This is a genomic window from Methylovulum sp., assembly GCF_028687615.1.
Classification (GTDB): domain Bacteria; phylum Pseudomonadota; class Gammaproteobacteria; order Methylococcales; family Methylomonadaceae; genus Methylovulum.
The window spans coordinates 31,840-57,024 of the sequence record NZ_JAQTZU010000011.1 but is presented as its reverse complement, the minus strand read 5'-3'; the positions used below and the strand labels follow the sequence as shown (position 1 = coordinate 57,024).

The 25,185-nt window shown below is 48.2% G+C and carries 23 protein-coding genes and 2 tRNA genes; 21 read left to right on the top strand and 4 right to left on the bottom strand.

Annotated features, from left to right (window positions below; all coding sequences use genetic code 11):
* Positions 1-90 precede the first annotated feature (90 nt).
* Genes pabB through PHH59_RS08620 form a run of 3 tightly spaced genes read left to right on the top strand, consistent with a single transcriptional unit; the run spans position 91 to position 2,732 of the window.
* The gene (gene pabB, locus PHH59_RS08630) at positions 91-1,488 is read left to right on the top strand and encodes an aminodeoxychorismate synthase component I (RefSeq protein ID WP_300014238.1); all 1,398 of its coding nucleotides are present in this window, start codon (positions 91-93) and stop codon (positions 1,486-1,488) included.
* Entirely contained in the window at positions 1,475-2,035 is a 561-nt protein-coding gene (locus PHH59_RS08625) for a uridylate kinase (RefSeq protein WP_300014235.1), read from the top strand. The genes pabB and PHH59_RS08625 overlap by 14 nt, the downstream gene beginning before the upstream one ends.
* The gene (locus PHH59_RS08620; RefSeq protein WP_300014232.1) at positions 2,028-2,732 is read left to right on the top strand and encodes a DUF2959 domain-containing protein; all 705 of its coding nucleotides are present in this window, start codon (positions 2,028-2,030) and stop codon (positions 2,730-2,732) included. Before PHH59_RS08625 ends, PHH59_RS08620 begins: the two co-directional genes overlap by 8 nt.
* 2 nt (positions 2,733-2,734) lie before the next feature.
* On the opposite strand, the gene PHH59_RS08615 is transcribed toward PHH59_RS08620, so the two are convergent.
* Positions 2,735-3,163 carry a hypothetical protein gene (locus PHH59_RS08615; protein WP_300014229.1) on the bottom strand — a complete coding sequence of 143 codons (429 nt, stop codon included), beginning with the start codon at positions 3,161-3,163 and terminating at the stop codon, positions 2,735-2,737.
* A 380-nt stretch (positions 3,164-3,543) separates the two neighbouring features.
* Here PHH59_RS08615 and PHH59_RS08610 point away from each other — a divergent pair, with 380 nt between their 5' ends.
* On the top strand, positions 3,544-5,283 hold the full coding sequence (locus tag PHH59_RS08610; RefSeq protein ID WP_300014226.1) for a GTPase domain-containing protein: 1,740 nt from the start codon (positions 3,544-3,546) through the stop codon (positions 5,281-5,283).
* Positions 5,264-6,865, top strand: a complete 1,602-nt coding sequence (locus PHH59_RS08605) for a GTPase domain-containing protein (protein ID WP_300014223.1) — start codon at positions 5,264-5,266, stop codon at positions 6,863-6,865. The genes PHH59_RS08610 and PHH59_RS08605 overlap by 20 nt, the downstream gene beginning before the upstream one ends.
* Positions 6,866-6,878: 13 nt before the next feature.
* Here PHH59_RS08605 and PHH59_RS08600 read toward each other — a convergent pair whose 3' ends face one another.
* Positions 6,879-7,880, bottom strand: a complete 1,002-nt coding sequence (locus PHH59_RS08600; protein ID WP_300014220.1) for an endonuclease/exonuclease/phosphatase family protein — start codon at positions 7,878-7,880, stop codon at positions 6,879-6,881.
* Positions 7,881-8,184: 304 nt separating this feature from the next.
* Between PHH59_RS08600 and PHH59_RS08595 the strand changes: the two genes are divergently transcribed.
* The 8 genes from PHH59_RS08595 to PHH59_RS08560 all read left to right on the top strand — a co-directional run bounded on the left by PHH59_RS08595 (position 8,185) and on the right by PHH59_RS08560 (position 17,052).
* Positions 8,185-9,090, top strand: a complete 906-nt coding sequence (locus PHH59_RS08595; RefSeq protein WP_300014217.1) for a WYL domain-containing protein — start codon at positions 8,185-8,187, stop codon at positions 9,088-9,090.
* A gap of 90 nt (positions 9,091-9,180) precedes the next feature.
* Positions 9,181-10,749 carry a hypothetical protein gene (locus PHH59_RS08590; protein WP_300014215.1) on the top strand — a complete coding sequence of 523 codons (1,569 nt, stop codon included), beginning with the start codon at positions 9,181-9,183 and terminating at the stop codon, positions 10,747-10,749.
* A gap of 394 nt (positions 10,750-11,143) precedes the next feature.
* Positions 11,144-11,383, top strand: coding sequence for a hypothetical protein (locus PHH59_RS08585; RefSeq protein ID WP_300014212.1), 240 nt, complete (start codon positions 11,144-11,146; stop codon positions 11,381-11,383).
* The gene (locus PHH59_RS08580) at positions 11,371-11,631 is read left to right on the top strand and encodes a hypothetical protein (protein WP_300014209.1); all 261 of its coding nucleotides are present in this window, start codon (positions 11,371-11,373) and stop codon (positions 11,629-11,631) included. Before PHH59_RS08585 ends, PHH59_RS08580 begins: the two co-directional genes overlap by 13 nt.
* 171 nt (positions 11,632-11,802) lie before the next feature.
* Entirely contained in the window at positions 11,803-12,876 is a 1,074-nt protein-coding gene (locus tag PHH59_RS08575; protein WP_300014206.1) for a hypothetical protein, read from the top strand.
* Between the two features lie 2 nt (positions 12,877-12,878).
* Complete coding sequence (locus PHH59_RS08570) at positions 12,879-14,363, top strand: AAA family ATPase (RefSeq protein WP_300014203.1); 1,485 nt, start codon at positions 12,879-12,881, stop codon at positions 14,361-14,363.
* Between the two features lie 398 nt (positions 14,364-14,761).
* Positions 14,762-16,327, top strand: a complete 1,566-nt coding sequence (gene lnt, locus PHH59_RS08565) for an apolipoprotein N-acyltransferase (RefSeq protein ID WP_300014200.1) — start codon at positions 14,762-14,764, stop codon at positions 16,325-16,327.
* A gap of 26 nt (positions 16,328-16,353) precedes the next feature.
* Positions 16,354-17,052, top strand: a complete 699-nt coding sequence (locus tag PHH59_RS08560; RefSeq protein WP_300014197.1) for a phosphatase PAP2 family protein — start codon at positions 16,354-16,356, stop codon at positions 17,050-17,052.
* On the opposite strand, the gene PHH59_RS08555 is transcribed toward PHH59_RS08560, so the two are convergent.
* Both PHH59_RS08555 and PHH59_RS08550 read right to left on the bottom strand, forming a co-directional pair.
* Positions 17,049-17,873: an MOSC N-terminal beta barrel domain-containing protein gene (locus PHH59_RS08555; protein ID WP_300014194.1), complete on the bottom strand. Its 825-nt coding sequence runs from the start codon at positions 17,871-17,873 to the stop codon at positions 17,049-17,051. The genes PHH59_RS08560 and PHH59_RS08555 overlap by 4 nt on opposite strands.
* Before the next feature lies 1 nt (position 17,874).
* Positions 17,875-18,270, bottom strand: a complete 396-nt coding sequence (locus PHH59_RS08550) for a PilZ domain-containing protein (RefSeq protein WP_300014191.1) — start codon at positions 18,268-18,270, stop codon at positions 17,875-17,877.
* A 211-nt stretch (positions 18,271-18,481) separates the two neighbouring features.
* Between PHH59_RS08550 and PHH59_RS08545 the strand changes: the two genes are divergently transcribed.
* From PHH59_RS08545 to PHH59_RS08510, 8 genes are all read left to right on the top strand, one after another.
* On the top strand, positions 18,482-19,606 hold the full coding sequence (locus PHH59_RS08545) for an ABC transporter substrate-binding protein (RefSeq protein ID WP_300014188.1): 1,125 nt from the start codon (positions 18,482-18,484) through the stop codon (positions 19,604-19,606).
* A 2-nt stretch (positions 19,607-19,608) separates the two neighbouring features.
* The gene (locus tag PHH59_RS08540; protein WP_300014184.1) at positions 19,609-20,568 is read left to right on the top strand and encodes a PQQ-dependent catabolism-associated beta-propeller protein; all 960 of its coding nucleotides are present in this window, start codon (positions 19,609-19,611) and stop codon (positions 20,566-20,568) included.
* Positions 20,565-21,305, top strand: coding sequence for an ABC transporter ATP-binding protein (locus tag PHH59_RS08535; RefSeq protein ID WP_300014182.1), 741 nt, complete (start codon positions 20,565-20,567; stop codon positions 21,303-21,305). The genes PHH59_RS08540 and PHH59_RS08535 overlap by 4 nt, the downstream gene beginning before the upstream one ends.
* Positions 21,302-22,105 (top strand): ABC transporter permease, encoded by an 804-nt coding sequence (locus tag PHH59_RS08530; RefSeq protein ID WP_366145457.1) that lies wholly within the window; start codon positions 21,302-21,304, stop codon positions 22,103-22,105. The genes PHH59_RS08535 and PHH59_RS08530 overlap by 4 nt, the downstream gene beginning before the upstream one ends.
* 83 nt (positions 22,106-22,188) lie before the next feature.
* On the top strand, positions 22,189-23,751 hold the full coding sequence (locus tag PHH59_RS08525) for a hypothetical protein (RefSeq protein ID WP_300014179.1): 1,563 nt from the start codon (positions 22,189-22,191) through the stop codon (positions 23,749-23,751).
* A 437-nt stretch (positions 23,752-24,188) separates the two neighbouring features.
* Positions 24,189-24,704, top strand: coding sequence for a hypothetical protein (locus PHH59_RS08520; protein WP_300014176.1), 516 nt, complete (start codon positions 24,189-24,191; stop codon positions 24,702-24,704).
* Between the two features lie 55 nt (positions 24,705-24,759).
* Positions 24,760-24,834, top strand: a tRNA-Gly gene (locus PHH59_RS08515).
* Between the two features lie 48 nt (positions 24,835-24,882).
* Positions 24,883-24,956, top strand: a tRNA-Cys gene (locus tag PHH59_RS08510).
* The last annotated feature ends 229 nt before the right edge of the window (positions 24,957-25,185 follow it).

Here is a 25,185-nt window from a genome sequence, read left to right as displayed (position 1 = left end):
CTGGCCCGTCCCCGAATTAATCTTGCCGCAGCATAACGCCTTATCCATATTTGCAAGCTTAATCCGTCCCTCCTATTACACATCTTTTTAATGCCGGTACCTCATCCAACTACTTACCTATTGCCGTATTTTGCGGACAGTTCCGCGCTGTTTTCAGCGTGGGCAGACCAGCCTTGGGCGGTGTTTCTCGATAGCGGGCATCCGTCCAGCCAACAAGGCCGTTATGACATTATCGCCGCCGAGCCATTGTGTACCTTGGTCACGCATGGCGGGACCACTACCATTACCTCGGCTAGCGAAGTCATTCAAAGCCAAGCTGACCCCTTTTTGTTGGTCAAGCAAAAGCTACAGGCGTTTGCAGATCGCGCCATCAATATCAACGGTTTGCCGTTTAATGGCGGGGCGGTTGGGTATTTTTCTTATGATCTGGCGCGGCGTTTGGAACAACTGCCTGCCATTGCCGAAGATGCCGAGCAGATTGCCGAAATGGCGGTGGGGATTTACCCCTGGGCGGTGATTGTTGACCATCAGCAGCGACAAAGCACGTTGGTAGCCCAAGGCCTGGGTGCGCAAGCCTGCCAACGGTTGGTCGCCCGTTTTAGCGTGTTGCCGGAAACACAGCCCCATCGCCCGTTTGCTGTGCTGGGCGAAATCCAGCCGAATATGGACAGGGCTTATTATGCCCAGGCTTTCCAGCGCATCAAACAATATTTGTTGGAAGGCGATTGCTATCAAGTCAACCTCACCCAGCGTTTTTCCGCCGCTTGCGTGGGCGATCCGTGGACAGCTTATCAACTATTGCGGCAAGTCAATGCCGCCCCGTTCAGCGCCTACTTAAACTTCCCCGAAGTGCGGATTTTAAGCAGTTCGCCGGAGCGTTTCTTAAAATTGCAAAACGGTAAAGTGGAAACGAAGCCGATTAAAGGCACGCGGCCGCGCAAAGCGGATGCCGCCGAGGATGCGGGGCAAATCACTGTATTGGAAAACAGCCAGAAAGACCGTGCCGAAAACCTGATGATTGTCGATCTGCTACGCAATGACCTGGGCAAAACCTGTAAAAACGGTTCCGTGAAAGTGCCGGCATTGTTCGCCGTGGAAAGCTACGCGACCGTGCATCATTTGGTCAGCACCGTCACCGGGGTGCTGGCTGATAATCGGCACGCGCTGGATTTGTTGCGTAGCTGTTTCCCTGGCGGTTCCATCACCGGCGCCCCGAAAATCCGGTCTATGGAAGTGATAGAGGAATTGGAGCCGCACCGCCGTGGCGTGTATTGCGGCTCCATCGCCTACATCGGCTTTGACGGCAATATGGACAGCAATATCGCCATCCGAACGCTGGTGCAATCCGGTGAGACCATCCGCTTTTGGGCGGGCGGCGGCATCGTCAATGATTCGGTGTTGGCCGAGGAATATCAGGAATGTTTCGACAAGGCGGCGGCCTTGCTTAGGGTGTTGCAACAGTTAAGGAAACCCGATGATAGTGATTAAACTGGGCGGCAGCCTTACCCAATCCGGGGCTGTGCTGGCTTGCCTGGACACCATCGGGAAAAATTATCAGGGCAGGGCGGTGGTGATTGTGCCGGGTGGCGGCGGTTTTGCCGACCAAGTGCGCTTAAGCCAGCAAGCCTGGCGGTTCGATGACCAGACCGCCCACGCGATGGCGATATTGGCGATGCAGCAAATGGCCTTGTTGTTTCATAGCCTGAAAAAGCAATTTATGCTGGTGCCTTCGGTGGCGGCTATCGGGCAACGGCTTGCCGAAACCAACATCGTGATTTGGTCGCCGGATGTGGCTGAACTTGATCAGGCGGGCATACCCGCAAGTTGGGACATCACTTCCGATAGCCTTGCCGCATGGCTGGCGAATACGCTTTCAGCCGAAGCCCTGGTGCTGGTAAAATCTGCCGCCATTGATATGCAATTGACCTGGCAAGAATTGGCCCGACAAGGCATCGTCGATAACGCTTTTGAACACTTTGCCGCCCAGGCGGTTTTTCCGATAACCCTCATTAACGCCCGGCAATTTAATGGCTGATCAAAATAAACAGGCAAACGGACTGCTCACGCTATCTTTGCGTGTGGTCAAGAAAATTTTCGTCCAAAAACTCCAGGCGGTTTTTTACCACGCCCGTGAATCCATAGGCGAGCCTAAGCGCACGATAGTCGTGGCGCAGGTGGAACAGGCGTGTTTGAGTTTGCAGGATACCCGCGATGGCTTTGCGGACGCTTTGGAGCGGTTTAACAGTTTGGTGTCCACACCGGATGCGGCGTTGGAACATAAATACCAATTGCTGAACCGGCAGTACCAATTTTGCCGCGCCAAATCGGAGGTGGTCAGCCAGCGTATCCGCGCACTAGAGGAGGTCAGTGAGGCCTTGTTTATGGAATGGGAAAAAGAACTGGATGACTATAGCAACCGGTCTTTACGGAGCAACAGCAAGCAGCAGCTAAAGATGGCCAGACAGCATTATGCAAAGCTAATCAAAGCGATGCACAAGGCGGAAAGCAAAATCCATCCCGTGTTGGCGGCGTTTAGGGATCAGGTGCTGTATCTTAAGCACAATCTGAACGCCCGCGCGATTGCCGCACTACAGCAAGAATTTGTTGGAATTGGTTTGGATATTTCCCAATTGCTGCAAGCGATGGAGCATATTATTGCTGAGGCCAATCAGTTTGTTAGCGCCCTGTCCCATCAACCAGCGACGGTGCAAAAGGCATTGCCTGGAAGATAGGTTTAGAGCTTATAAAGTATGTCGTTGGCTTTATCCCGGGGGTCTGCTTTTGGGGAGGATTTGCGGTTTTCCTGATCCATGCGTTCGCGGCCAAATTTGGTGATCATTTCCCCCCAGCTTGAATATTGCCCATAGCCTTTATAACCGGCATTTTTACGTTCTTGGTAAACTTCTTTGCCCATCGCGATGATTTCTTCTGGTTTTTTGCCGTCAACCAAGTCAAGGAATTTGCTTTCGTCCTTATTGGCGTCCCGCACCGTCCAAAATGCCACCTCAAATTCGATACGGCTTTCAGAAGGCATCCGCTGCTTCAATCCTTTAACGGAGCGGTAAGCAGTTTTCATGTTGTGTCCGTTGACGACTTGGCCTTTGTTACAGGCGACTAACGTGGTGCAACATAAAGCGATAAGTAAAAGGGAAAGTTTTTTCATAATGAGGGCCTCGATGTTTATGACAATTTTGTTGTTATTTTAGTGTTGATGTTATTTTATAGTTATATTCGTTGTTGCCGTAGATGCCAAGTTTAACAATGAAATAAACGGCGGCAAGTGTGGGCCGAACAGGTTTTTGATGGTGGCTGGAGCCGCTGTGAGAATAAAAAACTAATGAGTTCATGAGGATTGGTTCTTTAGTATTGTTTAACTAAGTAAAATGGTCTGTTATGTGTGTCCCCTCAGTGCTTGCACTAATAAAACACACATAACTTATTGAATAAGGAATTACAATCCTACAAATTCTTGCGCGGTATCCTCTATCGCCGTAAGCAAGAATTTATAGGAAAATGAATATTATAACCCTGAGCCGAACAACTATGCTGGAATTTATCCAATTACTAAAACAGCGTTATCAAGCCATAGTTGCTCAACCCGGCAAGCTTTCTGGCAATTGGGATTATCAGCGGCGCATAGCCCAATTGACCTTGGCGGAAGCGTTTTTGCGCAAGGGCCAATGGCTGGAATCCAAAGACAAACAGGTGTTGCAAGTGGCGGTGATAGGCCCGACCCAAGCGGGTAAAAGTTCGTTGGTCAATGTGTTGCTCAACAGCCAGGCGGCGGGAGTCAGTCCTTTGGCGGGTTACACGGTGCATCCCCAGGGTTTTTGCCACGGCGTGGGGCGCGGCGATAGCCAGGGCTTGCAACGTTATTTCGGGCGATTCCAATGTCTGCCACGCGAGCAATTAGGCAAGCAACGTTACGATTGTTATGCTTTGAGTGAAAATACCGTGCAATCGCCGTATTTGCCCGCTTGCGTGTTATGGGATACGCCTGATTTTGATTCAATTGATTCAGAGACTTACCGCGAAGGCGTGTTGAGGGCCATCGCCCTTGCCGATGTCTTGATCCTGGTGGTCAGCAAAGAAAAATACGCCGACCAATCGGTGTGGGAGATGATGGCGGAAGTGGCGGCATTGAACCAACCGACCTTGATTTGCATGAACAAGCTTGCCGAAGGTTCAGAAAGTCTGTTGCTCCCGTCGTTAAAGGAAAAATGGCAGCAAGCCCGTAGTGATACGTTTCCTGACGTGATTCCCTTGTATTACCAAAAAAACACCGGGGTTCCGTTGTGGCCTGCTGGCCATAAAAATGCTATCGCGCAACTCGCCAAAAAAATCAGCCACCACAAACACGCGCGTTTCGAACAAGCCTTGTTGCAAAAACATTGGCAAGCGTGGCTGGAACCCGTGCGCGAAGAGCATCAATTGTTGGACGATTGGCAAACCCTGCTGGATAGTGTGCTGGAACAGGCGCTAAGCAATTACCAACGTGATTACCTCAACCACCCGCACCATTATGAAACCTTCCATCAGGCGATGGCGGAATTGTTGACCTTGCTGGAAATTCCCGGCCTGGCAGGATTCATGACCGGGGCGCGGAAAGCCCTGACTTGGCCTATGCGCCAGATGGTGAAACTGGGGCGCAAACGTCTGCATATCACCGATAGCAGCCACGAAGTCAAACTGCTGGACCAGCTTGCCGAACATGCTTTAATCCAGCTTGCCGACCACTTGCTTGATAAAACCGGACAGGGTAAACAGCGTGATTGGTGGCAAGGATTAAGTGCTTTGCTACGCCGCCAACGTCCCGGTATTTTGCAGGAATTTACCGTCGCGGTGAAAGATTACCATTTGGCGTTTCAGCAAGATGTGGAAGAGTCCGCGCGGCATTTGTACCATAAATTACAGGAGCAACCGATGGTGTTGAACAGCCTGCGTGCCACCCGCGTGACGGCGGATGCGGTGGTGATTGCGTTGACCTTGCATACCGGCGGCATTGGCGTGCATGATTTGGTGATTGCGCCCGCCCTACTCACGGTCACATCTTTGCTGGCAGAAAGCGCCATCGGCAGTTATATGCACAAAGTCGAGGCGCATTTGAAACAGCAACAGCTCAAAGCCGTCAACCAGGCCCTGTTTGCCGGTATCTTGATGGACACCCTCAAGGACTTGCCTGAACAATTGGCAAGTGCCACCCATTTTAATATTTCACCCGAACAGATGCGGGCAATGGAACAGCAACTGACAGAGAAACGCCATGGCTTACGATTACTCTGAGGTGGTGGAAAACACCCAAGCTTGGGCGCAGCAAGCGATGGCTGCGGGTTGGATCAATGCGGAAACCGCAGGGGCATTGGCTGGATTGGACGTGAAAACGCCGGATAATTTATTCAACCAGCAAGAGGCACGGCCTTTGATCGTCGCCTTTTTAGGCGGTAGCGGGGTTGGCAAAAGCTCCTTGCTAAACCGTTTGGCTGGCAAGCCGATTGCCCGTGTTGGTGTGGAACGCCCGACTTCACGCGAAGTCACTTTATTCCACCATCACAGTGTCGCCATCCAGCACTTGCCTGAGCATTTCCCTATCACCCATATCAAAATCGCCCAGCACGAAGAAGAAGCCAAAAAACAGATCATCTGGATCGACATGCCGGATTTTGACAGCACCGAACAGGCCAACAAACAATTGGTGTTGCAATGGCTGCCGCATATCGACGTGCTGATTTATGTGGTCAGCCCGGAACGCTACCGTGATGAAAAAGCCTGGCAAATCTTGCTGGCTGAAGGCGCGAAACACGCCTGGTTGTTTGTGCTCAACCAATGGGACAGAGGGCAAGCCGAACAAGTGGATGATTTCAAACAACAATTGCACAAAGCCGGATTTTTTGAACCCATCATTTTCAAGACCATTTGCACGGACGAATGGCAAGACGATGAATTTGCTACGCTGGAAACAACGCTAATGGATTTGGCGCAAGGCCATACCGTGCAGCAATTGCAACAACGCAGCCAATTCCTGCGTAAAAAAACCTTGCAAGGGCAGTTGGAAATGATTCGGTCTGCATTTGCCGCGCAAATTTCCCTGGCCGATTTGCAAACCCTTTGGCAAAGCCAATGGCAACAAACCCGCACCGTCTTGCAACAAGGCTTTAGTTGGCCCATCAAAAACGCCGCCAATTATTACGCCGAACACGCCCCCGATTTGCTCAGCCAGCCGCAAGCCAAGCGCATTGAATTATGGGATCACTGGGCGCAAGCGCGTTTTGATGATGCGCTGGACACCTTTATCCTCGATGCCGCGCAACAAGGCTTGCCCGTCACGCCATTGAAAACCGCATTGCTGGAATTGCGTGGCAACGCCAGCAAGACCTTGCAAGCCCAAACCGAATTGGGCGTACGGCTAGCCCTGGCGAATCCCGGCCACAGCTTGCACCGGGTGTTTTTGAAAATGATGCGCCTGGCGGAAATCACCCTGCCGTTGGCGGCGATGGCTTGGGTTGGCTATCAGGTGTTTATGGGTTTTTATCATAGCAACCAGACCAGCACCCATTATTTGGGTGTCGATTTTGCTATTCACAGCACTTTATTGATTGCCATCACCTGGCTAGTGCCGTTTTTCATCCTGAAAAAATCCCAGCCTTCCCTGCAAAAAAGCGCGTTGAAAGGCTTGGATAAAGGCATCCAGCAAGCGTTTGATTTGCTTGGTGATGAGGTTTTACAAAACCTGGAAATGTTTGATCACGCCCATGCGGAACAACTCCAGCAACTGGATGCGTTGATTGGGCAATGCCATTGCCCGGAACTGGAATCACGCTTGTGCGTGGACAACAACGGCGTGTTGGGGCGTATGTTGGTGGACTGATAATAGTCCTGGCTTATTTTGCCGCCGGATTATCAACAAACCGTAGCCGGGCAAATACCGGATCATGGTCAGACATAGGCAAGCCGTTTTTGAGCGGGCGCGGGTCTATCAGCCATTGTCCGGCTTCCGCTTTACACGGGCCGCCCACGAGGATATGGTCAATACGCTGGTCAGGATGCAAAGCCGCATCGACGGGTGGGCTGTGGGCCAGCGTATAGGCATTTTCCAACAGTGGCGGTTGCAAATCCGCTCCGGTAAAGCGGCGGTAACGTTCGTCACGGACGGTGGTGTTAAAATCACCCGTGACAATAATCGGCAAGCCCCGGCTGAGTGCGGCTATGCGCCCACGGAACAAAGTCGCGCTGGGTTCTTTATTGACACCGGCATTGTCGAAATGGGTGTTGACAAACATAAACGTAAAACCGCTGGTCTTCTCGCGCAGCAGCACCCAGTTGACATAACGGATCACCGCCAACGGACGGAAGCCCAAAGACATCGGCAGTTCCGGCGTATTGCCCAGCCACAATTGTCCGCTATCCAATGGTTCAAACCGTGCGGTTTTGTACAACAGGGCCGAATCGCCGTATTGGAAATTCCCTAAATGGTAGCTGACCAGCGTGTATTGCTCCAAAGGCACAATCGCGGCAATGTCATTATCGGTGTCCATTTCCTGCAAACCCAGTAAATCGGGTGCATAACTGGCGATACGCTCGCGGATTTCCGGCAAGCGCACCGACCACGGCAACTCGCCCTTGCCCGTTCCGTCATGCCGGAACCGCGCCGCCATCGCCTCAATCAACGCCGAACCATACATCACGTTATAACTCAGCACCTGGATAGGCGGCGTGTTGCAGCTTTGGTTTTTGGCAATCGTGTTGGCATCGGGCAAGCTCCGCGCAAACCCGCCACCCGTGTAAGCATTGAAATATTGCAACCCCTGAAAACGCAAGAAGGCAAACAAAGCGGGCAATACTATGACAAGGGTAATCGTGATGCGTTTTAGCCAATACAGCATGAAGTGCCTCTCAAGAAAAGGGTATGTAATTGGAGCGTGTACCCTGGGGCATAAAGACATCCTGTCCGCAAGTCACGGTCAAGATGAGTAGGCTCCCAGTTGGATTTTAAACATGATCAAAAGGATGCGCCATCTAGGCGCACAAGTGTAAAAGCCTATATTGCCTGACAGACAGGGTAAAAGACAAACGAATCTCGCCTAAAGCCAACAGTAAAAAATTTTCGACTCCCTCCGTTACGATGACACAACCTGTCACCTTCCCATGTTATCGTGTGCCAACTTCTTCAAGCACACGAGGTGTACAATGGCTAAAACAACCAGCTCCCATGAAAAAGTTTCGGTGCGCCTTGCCGAAATCCTCATCAAACTGAATCGCGGCGAAAAACTCGACCCACGCCAACTCGCCGAAGAGTTCGGCGTGACTTTGCGCACCATCCAACGCGACTTGCTCGAACGTCTGGCCTATCTGCCGTTCAGCAAAGACCAGCAGTTTTTTGTCCTAGACCCGTATTACCTAGGCAAGCTTTCCACCGCCGACATCCAACGTTTCGCCAGCCTGTCCGGCATCAAAGCCCTGTTCCCCGTCTTGAGCGACAATTTCCTCCGTGAGATTTTCGACACCCGCGTCAGCCAAGCGTATCTGGTCAAAGGCCACCATTACGAAGACCTGCGCGAAAAAAGCGGCGAATTCAAACAGCTAGAACAAGCCATCGTCCAGCATCGGCTCATCCACTTCCTGTATAAAGCCAAATCCTACACAGGCATTGCCCCGTATAAACTCATCAACCAAAAAGGCATCTGGTATCTCGCCGCCCAAGACGGGCCACAGTTGAAAACTTTCTGTTTCAGCCAACTAAAAGGCATACAGACCGACGAGCGCACGTTTACGCCCGAAGCCGACATTAACACGCTGATCGAACAGGAAGACGGCATCTGGTTTGGCGCGGAAAAACGCGAAGTGGTGTTGAAAATCGACCACAGCGTCGCGGCCTATTTCAAACGCCGCCCCGTGTTGCCTAACCAACAGATTGATAAGGAACTCGAAGACGGCAGTTTGATTGTGTCAACGCGCATCTCCCACGACAACCAGATTATGCCGATGATTAAATACTGGGTGCCGAATATCGCCATCATTGCCCCCAAAGAATTGCGCGATAGCTTATTGCAAAGCCTGCGCGAGTATTTGGGCAGTGACGATAACAAGCCTTAAGCCTTTGCCGTCCTGATGTGCCGGCTTATGCTACCCCGATGATATGTTTCAGCTTGATTTTTTAACCAACAACAAACCAAGGAATATCTTATGAGCCATGCACCCAAACCCGTTGTGATTGATAACGCCACAGGCCATATTTTGGCTGATGACGATCAAGAGCAAATCTCAGAAACCTCAGCCGAAGCCGACCAAGCCACCACGGAGCTATTCGGCAGTGAAGACAACGCCCCAAAAACCGCCGGGGTGATTGCCCATTTTGTCGAATCTTACAGCCGCAATAAAAACACGCTACCGATTGAAGCCTGGTTGGAGCAAACTTTTAGCGAATATCCTGATCTTTGGGCGGATGCCGCCGAACGCCATGCTACGGCCTTGCAAATTATTGAAAAAATAGAGCAAAATAATCAGATTAAAGCCGATTTGTATGCCCATCTGGACAAAGGCAAAAGCCGCGAAAGTTGGCTGGCGAAAAAAATCGAACAAGGCGCAAGTAGTGGTGGCGCGGCGGAAGTCGGGACGTATGCACAAAGTATTGATAATGTTCTGGAACAGGCCAACCGTAAAAATTGGGATGCCGTGATTCGAAAAGATGGGTTCACCATCAGCCAAAACGGCAATCTGGATGGTTTTATTGCCGAACACCATCATGCCAACACGTTCAATATGGATGCCGCCGCCAAAGGCAGCCTTTACCGTGCCAAAGTGCTCGAACCCCAACCGGGCGAAGCTTATAGAAAAAACTCTATGGACATCGGCATTTATGATGCCGACGGCAAACTGGTGCGCCGTTATCAGGCAAAATATGGTTCGGATGCCGACGCCACCATCAAATTATTTAAGAAAGGCGACTATCGGGGGCAAAGAAAGCTGGTTCCAGAAGGGCATGGCGACACAGGCATTGCCGAAGTGATAGAAATTGATGGTGTCAGCTCCAAGCCATTGTCAAAAGAAGAGGCCAAAGTCTTGCAAGACCAAGCCCAACAAGAAGCCGAAATCAAACAATACGACTGGAACGACACCAATCGCCTGACCATTGCCAAAGAAATCGGCAGAAAAGCCGTGATTGCGGCGGCGTTTAACGCGGGCTTCCAAGGCGCACGGATTTTGGGGCGGCGGGCGTGGAATGCCCTGACCGGCAAAGAAAACCGCCCAGCCAGCGAAGACATGCAAGAATTTTTCAACGCATCCTTGCAAAGCGCGGGCAATGTCGGCGTGCAAGTCGCCGTGTCTGGTGCGCTAGTCGTGGCGGCAAAAAGCGGCTGGCTGAAAATCCTGCAAAACACCCCGGCAGGGCAAATCGCCAATATCGCCTACATCGGCCTGGAAAACGCCAAATGCCTGTACAAACTCGCCAAAGGCGAACTAAACCCGCTGGAAGCCATAGACGCGATGGGCAATGTCACTTGCACCGCCGTGGGCGGCCTTGCCGGTTCGGTAAAAGGCGGGGTGGTAGGCTTTGCCTTAGGCGGCCCGGTCGGCGCGTTTGTCGGGGCAGTGGCGGGCGGTATTGCAGGTAGCGCGGTGGGCGATGTGCTTCATAAAGGCGCGAAAGCCGTTGCCAAGACTGCTGCTAAAATTGCGGAATCGGCTTGGGAAGGCACAAAAACGGTAGCGAAAAACGTATTCAACACGTTAACATTCGGTTTGTTTTCGTAACTAGAACAAAATTGCTCGTTCCCAAGCTCCGGCTTCTCTCCCATTGAGTTAATAAAAATTTTTATAAAACAGATAGTTATGTTGATAAATCCCCCCTAGCCCCCCTTTTTCAAAGGGGGGAATTAGCCTACTCTTCGCTGAGATTGAAAAAATGAACTTCCCCCTTTGAAAAAGGGGGATTGAGGGGGATTTTCAAAATACACAACTTTATGATTTTTATAGCCTTATTTTTTAAATTAATGACAGTGAATATCCGGTTTGGGAACGCAGCACGGGAAGCTCTAGCTTCCATCATGATCGAAGCTGGAGCTTCTGAGACGGGTTATCAAGCTAGAGCTTGGTAACCAGCTAAAACAAACCATCGTGAATTGAATCTAAAAAAAAGGAAATGATTATGTCATCAGAAGCCATTGCCACAGTTGTTAAAATGATGGGGACATTGCCCGATGCCACCCAAAACCAAATCGTTGAGCATTTACAATCTTATGTTGCCGATCTGCAAGATGAGCTGTCTTGGGATGAAGCTTTTGCAAAAACGCAAGATAACTTGATCCAAAAAGCCCGTTTGGCAAAACAGCAAATTAAAGAAGGCTTGGCACAACCTTTAAATCATGATGACTTATGGAGTCGCTGACTTTGCCCAGTTTTTGGGAAAATTATCGGCGATTAGACGGGGCGATACGCCGCAAAGCCCGAAAAACCTATGTTATATGGTCGAACAACCCTTTTCATCCGTCATTGCATTTTAAATGCGTCAACCATGCCGAAGACGTGTGGTCAGTCAGAATCACACGCGGTTATCGTGCGCTTGGCATTATGGAAGACGATACCGTGACGTGGTTTTGGATTGGCAACCACGATGATTATGAACAGTTTTATTGAAATGCTGATCACCCTGTAGGTCGGGTTAGCTTATTGAGCGTAGCGAGATAACGTAACCCGACATTTTAGGCGACACAATTGTCGGGTTACGCTATCGCTACCAACAGTAGGCGCATTAGGCGACCCGACCTACAAACAAACCCTTTCATTAACCCGACAAAACCAGCCATTATGACCAAAGCGATAAAATTTAACTTACTGTTAGACAAACATCCCGTCAGAGATTTAACTGATTTACGGGCAAATTTCAATCTGGATGATTTATTAACCGCATACCATAGCCAAGTGCTGCACCGTTGGCTGGAAGTGCGGGGCTTAAGTGCCGAACTCAGCCAATTGCAGGAGATCACGAGTAAAAATGAGCTGACCATTGCCCGCGCCTTATGCCAGTTATTCCATGCAGACATCAGCGAAGCGCAGATTCAAGCGGCAGTGCATCCGTTTGAGTTTCGGGAACAGCAGCGGCAACAGCTTGAAGCACTCGCTAACCAGCAATTTCAAAGAAATGCGGTCATTAAAAACTATCACGCAGGTTATGAACAGTTATGTCTTGATATGTTAGAAAAAGCCGGAGATTACCCGTTTTTAAAAACCGCTGTTGATACTCTGTGGAGTGATTATGAACCATTGTTCCGGGTGGATTTTGCTTTGTTTTTCGCCCTGTTTATAGAAAAAAGCCCGCTAACGCTGTTTACCATGCTGGCAAATGAGGCTTATCGGCACTCAAATCTGTTTGATAAAGAACAAAAAGAAACGGCATTTTTAAAAATACCTAGACTGAATGAAATTGGAAAATATCAAAAAGATACTAATCTTACATGGGAAAAAGTTACCGATCAGAAAGTTTGTGTGACCCAAATTAATGACGCATCCAGTTCCGTAAAAATTAAAGAAAATGATGGTACTGATGAATACCTAGGTACACAAGGAATTGGATTAATATTTGATGGGTTGAGTTTTTATTCAAATAGTTCTAGCGATTATATTGAATACGAACTGCTGTTACCCGTGCAATCATCTTATCGCTCTTATGCAGGAGCAACCGAAGGCTATTGGAAAGATTTAGAACCCAAAGGCACAAAATGCCTGGTTCTAAAAATGGAAGCAGGTAATTTTGTCCGTAATGCGGGCAAAAACGGCGAAGAACTCAACGCCGAAGCGGTTAATAAAGAGTTTTTAATTCTTGATGGCATTGATTACAAGAGCAATAACGCTAACCACGCTTTACTTTACATGGTGATTTAACAATGGAACTGAACGCCAGCCAAAAATTAGCCAGTTATGTCGATGCCTTGCGCCCCATCATTTATATCCACAGTTTTGACTTTCAAGCGGTGGATGCCTTAATCGCCTCCGCCCGCAAAGGCTTTGACGTTTATGAATATAACGAAGCCAATAAGTACGTCGATTTTGTCACCAAAGCACCCAAGCACAGTTACGGCTTAAATGATTTTCTTGCCCTGTTAGATGACAATGAAGCGAAAAAAGCCTTTATTGTCTTAAAAGATGTCCATCATCAACTCAATAATTCAGAAATTATTGCCCGCTTAAAATCCATCGCCTTAAAAACTATTTATCAAGCTGATGTTTATGTCACGGTTTTTCTGGTCAATACCACCTTAGTGATTCCGCCCGAATTGGAAGCGATGATTACGGTTTTTGATATTCCGCTACCGAACCACGCAGAGATTCTTGCCACCATCCAAGATTATGCACTGGGTTTTAAATTGGCCTTAACTGAAACGGTCCTAAACGAATTGGCAGTGTCTTTTAAGGGCTTGAGTGATTTTGAAATCCGGCAAATTCTCAATTTGGCCTATCAAGAAAGTGGCACGATAGATGGCAAGGATAAGCAGCTTATTTTGAATGAGAAAGAACAAATCATAAAAAAATCTGGCTTGTTGGAAATTATTCATGTTGAAGCTAATTTAGGCAGTGTCGGTGGTTTGGAAAAACTCAAGGATTATCTGACTGCGAAAGCGAAGATTTTTAATAATCTCGGTGAAGCGAAAAAATTCGGTATTGATTTGCCGAAAGGCTTGTTGATTGTCGGAATGCCCGGTTGCGGCAAAAGTTTAACCGCCAAAGCGACTGCCAATTTGTTTGCAGTGCCGCTGTTACGTTTGGATATTGGCAAATTGATGGGCAAATATGTCGGTGAAAGTGAGGACAATTTACGCAAAGCCATTAAAACCGCCGAAGCCGTGTCGCCTTGTGTATTGTGGATTGATGAACTGGAAAAAGCCTTTGCGGGCGTTGGCGGCACCGGAGGCGGTAGCGACATCACCACGCGCTTGTTCGGCAATTTTTTAACCTGGCTACAAGAGAAAGAAAGTTCGGTTTATGTGCTGGCAACGTCTAACGATGTCTCGCAATTGCCACCGGAATTTTTGCGTAAAGGCCGTTTTGACGAATTGTTTTTAGTGGAATTGCCCAATGCCGAAGAACGCCGCCGTATCTTTGAAATCCACCTCAAAAAACGCGGCAAATTCAGCCAGGCGATTGACACGATCAAGTTGCTCAAAGAAACCGATGGCTTTAGCGGTGCGGATATTGAGGCGGTCGTTAAAGAAACCATTGAAGCGGCTTTTGTTTCCGATGATAAAACGGTTACCACCGAAAAATTGCTTGAGGCTATCAGGGAGACAAAATCCATATCTGTGACGCTGAAAGATAAAATTGAGGATTTGAAAGAGATATTTAAGAAGTTTGATTTTAAAGCGGCGAATTAAGTTAAGGTTGAGTTAGTTGTTTTGTAATCATGTATTTAACGTCTTGAATTGCCTATAATCATTTGAAATATTTTGGAACGGGTCGCCCCGGCACACAGCTACTCTTTAATTCGTACTGGTTACCAAGCACTAGCTTGGTAACCCAGGTCACTGAAGCTCTAGCTTCGAGAATGGCTGGAAGACAGGGTTTCCCGTACCGCATTCCCATTATGCCCTAGGATAACCTCAGCTTGGGAACATGTGTCTAAACTAGGGCCGCAATAGAATCCTCAATCACATGACTGTCGGGATTACTGATACCCAAAGCAAACCCAAGGCAAAACCATTTTACGGCTTATTCGGGGCTTGTGCTAAAGTTGTCCGCCACAAAATCAAAAAATCCCTGATTGGCAAACCTTATGATTCCCGCGTTATCTTTTCTCCGCAACCCGTGGTTGCTGCCTGTCCTGTCCGGGATTTTCATCGGCACGAGTTACATCCCGTTTCCGCCGTGGGCTTCCTTGTTTGGTTTTGTGCCTTTGTGGTTGTTTTGGTTGCGGCAAACCCGGCTCAGACCGGTTTTGTTAGGCGGTTTGTTGACTGCGTTTGTGTTCACCTTGATTGGCTTTAACTGGGTGGCGTTGACGCTGCATCTATTTGCCCATCTGGATTGGCCTTGGGCGATTGTCGGGTTGATGCTGTACGCGCTGATTGCCAATTTGTATGTGCCCGTGGCGGGTTTGTTCTGGTTTTTGGGGCGACGATTTTTGCGCGGGTCGGAGAGCTGGTCATTGTGGCTGATGGCGGTCATCACCGTGTTGTGCGAGGCGAACTCTTACACGGTGTTCGACTGGAATTTTGGTTATTCGTGGTACGGCGCGGATTTTCCGGTTTATCAATGGGCGGAAATGATTGGTTTCAGTGGTTTGAGCGCGGTGACGGTGTTGACCAATTTGCCGCTGGCGATGGCATGGCAACAGCGGCGGCAGCCATCCGGCAAATTCATCTGTGGCGGTGTCCTGGCGGTTTTTATGGTGCTCAATTGCGGCGGGCTGTGGTTGAAGTCACGCTTGCCGAAACCGGATGCGGAGCTGAACGCGTTGTTGGTGCAGGCCAGTATCAGCAATAAGGAAAAAATCTCGGCGGAATTGGGTAAAAATAATCGTGATACTATTTATAAACGTTACACGAGCCTGACGGCGGAGGCGATGGCGGCACATCAGGGTGCAAAAATTGATTTTGTCATGTGGCCGGAAACCGCTTACCCGTATTTGTTGGGCGGCTGGTTTAAGGCTTCCGGGCAATCGCAGGCTTTGTCTGAGTTTGTCCGTAGGCAACAAGTGCCGTTGTTGACCGGGGCGTACAGCGTCGATCCGGCATCCAAATTAATCACCAACTCCTTGTTTGTTTTGGATGAAAATGGCGTGATCGTGCCGCCGCATTACGGCAAGTCGATTTTGTTGGCGTTTGGTGAATTTATTCCCGGCGAAAGCTATTTTCCGCAAATCCGCAAATGGTTGCCCGCCACCGGACATTTTGCGCGTGGGGCAGGGCCTGAACAGTTGTTGACATTGCACGGGTTTAAAATGGGGGCGCAGATTTGTTACGAGAGTTTGTTTCCGGCGTTCTCGCGGGAGTTGGCGCAATTGGGGGCGCAATTCATCGTCAATGTCACCAATGATTCATGGTACGGCACTTGGCAGGAACCTTACCAGCATTTGTACATGACGCTGGCGCGTGGCGTGGAATTTCGCCGTCCGGTATTGCGGGTGACCAATACGGGGATTTCCACGGTGGGCTTGGCATCGGGGGAGGTGCTGGAGCAATCGCCGTTGGCACAGTCTTGGGCCGGTTTGTATCGCGTCCCTTATCGTAGCCATCCAGAATCGACGTTTTACCAAGACTATTTTTGGTTAGTCCCTGGGTTGCTGTGGGGGGGATTGTTGATTTTGCTTATCTCTAGCCGTTATTTTCAGAGAAAATAACCGTATCGATTTGACTGGAACAAAAGATGAATTTGCTTTTAAGCCGCCGCTGGCGAGAATTATTGATCCTGCTATTGTTGATGGGTATCACGACACCTGTATTTTGGTTGACGGATATTGACCGGCAAGTGGCGGCGGTTTTTTATCAACCCGTTTATCAATCTGGTTATCAGTCTGGTGAAGGGCATTCCGTTTGGACTTGGGGCGATTGGTGGTTATGGCGCGGTTTGTTTGCCTATGCACCCAAAGTGTTGGTTGCTACGGCTATAGGCGCATTGTTGCTTGCAGTTGCCAGTTTTGGGCTGGCAAAATTACAGCCTTTGCGCCGACCCGCTTTGTATGTTTTGTTGGTTATCGCATTGGGTCCGGGGTTGGTGGTCAACCTCGTCTTCAAAGACCATTGGGGGCGGCCTAGACCCTTGCACATCACGGAATTTGGCGGGCACAATGATTATGTCCCGCCGCTGAAAATTGGCGGTACGCCCCATAAATCCTTTCCGTGCGGACACTGTTCGGTGGGTTTTAGTTTGTTTGCCGCGTATTTTTTATCGCGTAGGCGTAAGGCATGGTATTTTTCCTTGACCCTGGCAGCGGGGTTAGTGATGGGCTTGTCGCGCATGGCGGCGGGCGGGCATTTTATATCGGATATTTTGTGGACTGGCTATCTGGTGTTTTTGGTGGCTTGGTTGCTGTATTACGGCTGGTACGAGCGGGGACAAAATTAAATTGGCGGTTGTTTGTCGCCCGACCGCGTCACCGTGACCACATCGCCGACTGCCAAACTCCCAGTTTGGTTGTGCAAGGCGTTTTGTCCAAAGTAGACTTTGTTCTGCCATTTGCGGGTGCGGTTCAGGGTGGTCAACGGTTCTTTGCCGGTTTGTGCGGTGTTTGGATCGACGGTGGGTACGGAGCAACGGGAGCAGGGTTTGGGTAATCTGAAGTCAATGGCGCCGATGCGGATTTCCCGCCAACTGTCTTCGGCATAGCCCGCGCAACCGGAAACCACCAAATTCGGCCGGAAACGCGCCATGCTCATAGCTAATTGCATGGCTTCATTCAGGCAGGCCAGGGAGTTTTCCGAAACCAGCAGAAACGGGAAGCCATCAGAAAAAGCGGTTTGATCACTTGCCTTTGCATAATCAGGGTCGACGGTGCGGATCTCATCTTCCGGCAGATAAACCAAGCGGCACTCTTGTTGTAAAAAATCACTTAGCCATTCATCGGCATCTGTGGACACATGACGGGCGGTGCATTGGTCTTCCCAGATAGTGCAAGCTACTGTGATGCCGAGGGCGGGTGATACGGGTAGATGTAAATCCGTTTTGCCTGGGGCGGATAAGATCAGATGCCGGTCAGTTAAGGCGGTTTTGATCAAGGCCATCGCGGCTAAACGGCGTTGGCTGAGAAATTGCCCGGTGGCGTCGATAAGCATCCATTGCCGGTCGTACCGTAAGCCCGTGGCCGTAACAGGCCAAGAGGGGACGTTGATACCCGCCAGTGATTTCACCGGATAAACGGTAATTTGGCTTAGGATAATCCCGGCCATGCTATTTAAACACCAGCTTGGTTTGGGTGTCGAAAAGATAATCGCCTAATTCATTGTTATATTTGTCAAACTTCACGCCAAATTGATTGTTGGTATTGGCGGCGATACGCACGATTTTGGCTTTGATCACAAACGATTTTCCGGCTTTAAATTGCAAATTCAGAATCAAGGTTTGATTAATCTTGAGCTTTTTTTCAGATTCAATCAGCGCGCCTTTACTGGTGATGTCGATCAGTTTAACGGCAAATACTATCTTGCGGTTAAACCAGTCCAGGTAACTGACCGATGCGTCAATGTCTTCTCGTACGTAACGTGTGGCAATGCGATGATTTTTGACCAAATCCTCAGGAAAATCAGCATTAAACAACACATCCAAATCGTTATCAAAGTCAATCATAAGTGAACAGTCCTAAAGGGGCAAAAGCTCCCGTAAAGTGTAGTGTAAAAAGAAAGTTCCAATTGGGTTTGGGGCAGTTTTTTAACAAGGTTAAAAAAAATTTTGCGAATCGACTAGAATTGTTACCGATAAATCTCTTATAGTAAGGAAAGTTCAAGTGATATCTAAGGTAATATTTCACATTATAGCTTTGTTTTTTAGTTTATTTTTTGTGACGGCCTTTGCCAAGAACAATCAAGTTATTGATATTGCTTATTTAACACAAGAAAAAATACCGCCTCCATCCTTCTCCAATGTAGACCTTTTTATCAAAAACAAAGGTATTTTTGGAGCTGAGCTGGCAATCAGTGACAACAACACCACCGGAAAATTTACCAACCAGCAATTCATTCTAAAAAAGTTTATTGTACCGGTGGACGGTAATGTTGTAGATGTTTTTACTAAAAATATTGCCGATAAATTCCGTTATGTCATAAGCAATTTACCTGCGGAGTCGCTGCTCAAGCTGGCCGATATGCCCGTCGCCAAGCAGATGCTGATATTTGATGCCACGACGGTCGATGATGATTTGCGTAACGGGCAATGCCGTGGCAATGTCCTGCATTTGTTGCCTGACCGCGCCATGCGGGCAGATGCACTGGGGCAATACATGATGAAAAAACGCTGGACAAAATGGTTTTTGGTGATTGGCAATACACCTGAAGACCGTTTATTTGTCGAAGCCATCAAACGTTCCGCCAAACGGTTTAATATGGACATTGTTGTCGAGAAAACTTGGGAGCACAGCTTCGATGCGCGGCGCACCGCCCAGTCCGATGTCGCGGTGTTCAGCCAAGTTGATGATTACGATGTGCTGGTGGTTGCCGATGAGCAAGGCATGTTCGGCGAATATCTGGATTACCGCACTTGGTTGCCCAGGCCTGTTATCGGCACCCAAGGCCTGGTCGCCACGGCTTGGCACCACACTCATGATCAATGGGGCGCGACCCAGCTTCAAAACCGCTTCAAAGATCTGGCCGGGCGTTGGCCGGAAGAAGAAGATTACGCCGCGTATCTGGCGGCAAGGGCTATTGGCGAGGCGGCGACACGAACTAAATCCAATGAGTTGGGGCCAATTAAAGCCTATCTGCTCAGCGACCAGTTCGCCTTGCAGGGCTATAAAGGCAATCCGCTGTCCTTCAGGGCTTGGGATGGTCAGCTTCGCCAACCCGTGTTGTTGGCGGCACCTCGATCATTGGTCGCAGTGGCTCCTGTCGAAGGTTTTTTGCATCCCAGGACGGAACTGGACACGCTGGGTTTTGACCAACCCGAAACACATTGTCAATGGAAGGATTAATTATGATAAAAACACTTTTGACTTGCTTTTTGTTGGCATTTTCGGTCATTGTTGCCGCAGAAACGGTGTTTCTCACGTTGGAAAAAGATAATGCCTTGGCTGTTGTCGATCCTATCGAAGGTAAGTTGTTAAAAACCGTGCCGGTGGGCCAACGTCCACGAGGCATTGCCATTAGCCCTGACTACAAGTTTTTATATGTCGCCACCAGTGACGACAACACCATCAAAATTATTGATACGCAAACCCTAAAGGAAGCCGGACGCTTGCCATCCGGCGAAGATCCTGAAACTTTCGCGCTGAATCCTGCTGGCGACAAGCTCTATGTTTCCAATGAAGATGACAGCATGGTCACGGCGATAGACATTGCCAAAAAGAAAGCCTTCAAACGGATTAAAGTCGGTGTCGAGCCGGAAGGGATTACCGTCAGCCCCGATAACCAATGGTTGGTCAGTGCTTCCGAAACAACCAACATGGTGCATTGGATAACGACTAAAACCCATGAAATCAGCGAAAACACGCTGGTTGACCCACGCCCGCGCGCAGTTGCCTTCACCGCCGACAGCCAGCAATTGTGGGTGACTTCCGAAATGGCGGGGACGTTGATGATTTTGGACGTCAAAACGAAGCAAGCCATCAAGACGGTTAAATTTGAGGCTACGGGAGTGACTTCCGACAAAATCCAGCCCGTCGGCATCGTCATCGACAAAGAGCGGCGCAGAGGCTATGTCGCTTTAGGCCCTGCCAACCGTGTTGCCGTGATCAATGCCCAAACCTTCGAAGTCGAAAAAATGCTCCTGGTCGGTTCGCGGGTGTGGAATCTGGCCTTTTCGCCCGACCAAAAACGCCTGTACACGACCAATGGCGTAAGCAATGATATGTCGATCATTGATCTTGAAAGCCTAACCGTGACCAAATCGGTGGGGGTCGGCACTTATCCTTGGGGTGTCGCAGTAAAACCATGAAGCCAGCCATCGCCTTATCTGTCGAAAACTTAAGTTTTTCCTACGGCGGTAAAAAAGCCCTGGACAGCGTCGGTTTCCAAATCCGTTCCGGTGAATGCACGGTGTTGCTAGGGCCTAACGGGGCTGGCAAAAGCACCTTGTTTTCCTTGATCACCCGTTTGTATGACAGCCATGACGGGCGTATCGAATTATGCGGTTTCGACCTGAAACAACAAACTGGCAAGGCTTTGGCGAAACTGGGCATTGTTTTCCAGCAAACCACCTTGGACATGGATTTGTCAGTCATCGGCAATTTGCGTTACCACACCGCTTTGCACGGCATGGGCGGCAAGCAGGCTGACCAGCGTATCCAGCAGGAATTGGAGCGGCTCACTATGTGGGACAGGCGGTTTGAAAAAGTCCGCCAGCTCAATGGTGGACACAAACGCCGCGTAGAAATCGCCCGCGCTTTGTTGCACGAGCCATCCTTATTGTTGCTGGATGAACCTACCGTCGGCTTGGATGTGCCAAGCCGGCAGGCGATAGTTGAATATGTCCATCAACTCAGCCAAGACAAGGGGCTTGCCGTGTTATGGGCGACTCATTTAATTGATGAAATTTACCCAAACGACCATTTGCTGGTTTTGCATAAGGGCCAGATCAAAGCCAATGGTGCTGTAGATGACATTTTGCAAGTGACCGGGACAACGTTGGTTAAAGATGCGTTCCATCACTTGACGCAAGGGGAAGCGGCGTGAGGATAGTCCATTATTGGCGGGCGATGTGGGGAATTGTTGGACGTGAGCTGTGGCGGTTCGTCACCCAGCGCGAACGTTTTGTGTCAGCATTGGTCAGGCCTTTGGTTTGGCTATTTGTGTTTGCCGCCGGATTTAGGGCGGCATTGGGTTTGGCAATCAGCCCGCCTTACGAAACGTATATTTTGTATGAAGTGTATATCACACCCGGTTTATGCGGCATGATCCAGTTGTTCAACGGCATGCAAAGTTCTTTGTCGATGGTCTATGACCGTGAAATGGGCAGTATGCGTATCCTCATGGTGTGTCCATTGCCGCGTTGGTTTTTACTGCTCAGTAAATTGCTGGCGGGTGCGGGGGTTTCCATCTTGCAAGTGTATGTATTTTTAGCGATTGCTTGGGCTTACGACATCCATGCGCCCTGGCAAGGCTATCTGTGGGTTTTGCCGGCGTTGATGCTGTCAGGTTTGATGTTAGGGGCATTAGGTTTATTGTTGTCATCATTTATTAAGCAGCTCGAAAACTTTGCCGGCGTGATGAATTTTGTCATTTTCCCGATGTTTTTTATGTCAACCGCCTTGTATCCTTTATGGAAGTTAAAAGAATCCAGCATTTTGTTACACAATCTGGCGCAATATAACCCGTTTTCGCAAACGGTTGAGCTGATCCGCTTCGCCTTGTATGGACAAATTAACCAATACGCATTTGTTTATACGCTGGTTGCATTTATAGTGTTCATGACCTTGGCTATCATAGGCTACAATCCATCAAAAGGCATGATGAGCAGAAAAGGCGGCGTTTGATGAGCTTACACCTAATTTAGGCTTGATATTTCTTAAGATTATGTTCAGGCAACCATTTCTCAAAAAACCGGGTGGATAATTAATTGAAACATTCATTTTTTCTAGTCATTCCAAAGCAAGAAAACAGTCCTCAGCGGCTGAAGGAGTTTGATGAAAAAATTTTGGAACAATGGATATCTAATTTGCCAATTGCCAATCCCCTATTGGCCTCAAGATTGGTATATGACTATATTACCGGTCTCAATGGCATAAAAATGCCCGCGCAATTGCGCTTGGATACCCTGGAAAAATTAAGGTCGAGTTTTCTTGCTATCGAAGAATATTTGCGTTCAAGGTTGATGAAGACTGATTTTCCTAAAGAAGAAAGTGAAAAGAAAACGTTAAGATTTTTGGTTGCCCTTGAGAAAGAATTTACCTTGAGTTATTGGATTGCGTTGAAAGAATTTACCGCCCAATCGGTAAGCTGGTTCCAGGGTAAAAATACCCCGTTGTCGATACAGCGTTGCATCAAGGGCTTAAGCGAAATTGTCAAAAGCTATTTTATAATGGGTATGGCTGTGCCTGACTGGATATGGATGGATATTCATTCGTTATACAAGCTCAGTATCAGGCTCAAAAAACAAACGACGCAAATCGCGCTGAATGATGATGTCAATCCCGCGAATAAAACCAGTAGCCCTGAAGAGATTTATATCGAAACTATTTTGTTATTGCTTGCAGATCCTAAAGGTTTGATGCAACGGGAAATTAAGTTGGTTTATAGTTTTACACAGACATTGAGTTCACTTATAAGTTTTAAAAGCCAACCTGTTATTGGCCAGCTCAGGCAATGTGTTATTTTGGCTGATGAGGATAAACCACCCTTCTTTCAGGCAGGGGATGCTATCCAATCTGATTCGATCAGGTTCTATGTTGATTTTACCGCGTTATATCCGGCACTAGATACAAAAAAAACCGGTTTTAACATCTCAGAATCAAGATTTGCCGCATTAAACATAATGGGCAGCTCGCCCGAAATGCTAACCGTAGAATTGCTCAATTACCTTAAACAAAGATGGTCGGGAATTCCTCATGAAAGTGCTTCGCTATTTGGCGACAGATTAGACCGTTACATCGCTATCGGTTTGACGGCCACCTACAAGTTACAGAAAACGCTTGATGTATCGGAGGAAGACGAGTTGGAGTTTATCGCCCAGTCAGTTTCGAACCGGCATTTGTCATGTATCTTTAAAAAACCGGGGGTTTTGTCGGTTGGTAGCCTGGTCAGTTTTAGAAAAGCCGATGCCCCGGTCAATAGGCGCGGATTAGGCATTGTCGATAGGCTTGTCGTAGAGAAAGAGAATGGCAAGCTCAATTTTGGTATGGCGTTGTTGACTGCCAATGCCATAGCCGTCAATTATTTCCCTATAAACACGGGAAGCAACGAAGTTTTTAAAAAAGCACTTTTTTATCAGGTAAAAGATCAAGAATCAAAAAGCTATTTGATCACCGATACCTTCATACTCAAAACAGGTGATATGATCCGCCTGTTCATTGAACATGAGGAATTTAATATCGCTTTGAAAAACAAAAAAAACATTGGTCTGGGATATTGGCAATTTGAATGCACGAAATCGCCCGAAAAAAAGAAAATGGACAACGAATAAAAAAGTCGATACTTTAGGCGATTTCCGGTGAAGAATATACCCAACCCGCTAGTCTTTTCGCCCATTTGTCGCTGCGATCCTTGTCCATACATGGACAGCGTCTGCGTTGTAAAAACAGTTACATAATCCGCTATGTGCCTATTTTTACGCCTTGAAAATGAGAAAAAATCCTGGGTGATTTGGGTGCATCCATTCTTGGAAATCTCTTGGAAATCGCCTTATCAGCCAGAATAAATAATAATTAATAGCCCTAATGCACTTGAAAAGAATTGGCATCGTGGTAAGTTGGAGGAACAAGTGGTTATCAATTATTCATCTAACTACTTAAAGTTAAGGGATTGTTGAAGCGCAAGCTTGCATGGGAAACGCGAAAAAAACGCTTCCAGCAATGATGTATAAATATAATAAATAAAACTGAACTATCGTGAGGATGAAAAATGAGCAATGAAGAAAACGAAAACCAAACTGTAGAAAATACTGCCACACCGGAAGTGCCAAAAAGGGTTGCGGACAACATTCTTTCCAATCTAATGGACTTAAAAGATAAAAATCCAAAAGTATTTTTGGGTGCAGTGGGCGGTGTCGCTCTTCTTATAATCATAATCATAATCATAATCATAATGATGATGGGCGGTGGTGATTCAAAAACAGTTTCGGGCCCAGTCATTAAAAATCTTGTTGTGGGTCAACAATATGTATTAAAAAGCGCGAACGCCTATGATAAAGATGCAACTGTTCGTTTAGTGGCGGTACCTGGCACCATCGCTGCGTATGATGACACCGAAGAAGCCGATAGAAATGGTGCTTGCCAACACATGCCACAAGGAACCGCTGTGACTATTCTTGAATTACAAGATGCCTACGGCAAGAAAAATGCCTACTCGAAGGTTCAAATTGAAGAAGGCGAGTGCAAAGGCAATTCAGGTTGGGCTTTGTCGATTGATGTTCAGTAAAAATTAAGTTGACGTTAATAATAAAATCTTTATAATTACAAAGATAAATTCCAGTGCGGGAATAGCTCAGTGGTAGAGCACAACCTTGCCAAGGTTGGGGTCGCGAGTTCGAATCTCGTTTCCCGCTCCAATAAATTCAAAAAGCCGCGAACCTCGCGGCTTTTTTATTTCGAGATATGGCTGCGTAGCAAAATGGTTATGCAGTGGCCTGCAAAGCCATCTACGCCGGTTCGATTCCGGCCGCAGCCTCCAAACTTATCAAATAAATCAACCGCTTAATCAGCGGTTTTTTTATGCCTGTCGAAAAATCACAGAAAAATACTGTTAAAAATGCTCTAATAATTACCTAAAAATAGCTAAATAGTGGTCATAGCCACTGTTAAACTGTTTGGCAGGGGATTTACGAGAGTGGCGACAATAAAGGCAAAGAAAAGGTGTCGGGTCGTGGGAAGTGATTATTCAGCGCAAAGGGGTGTTGGTT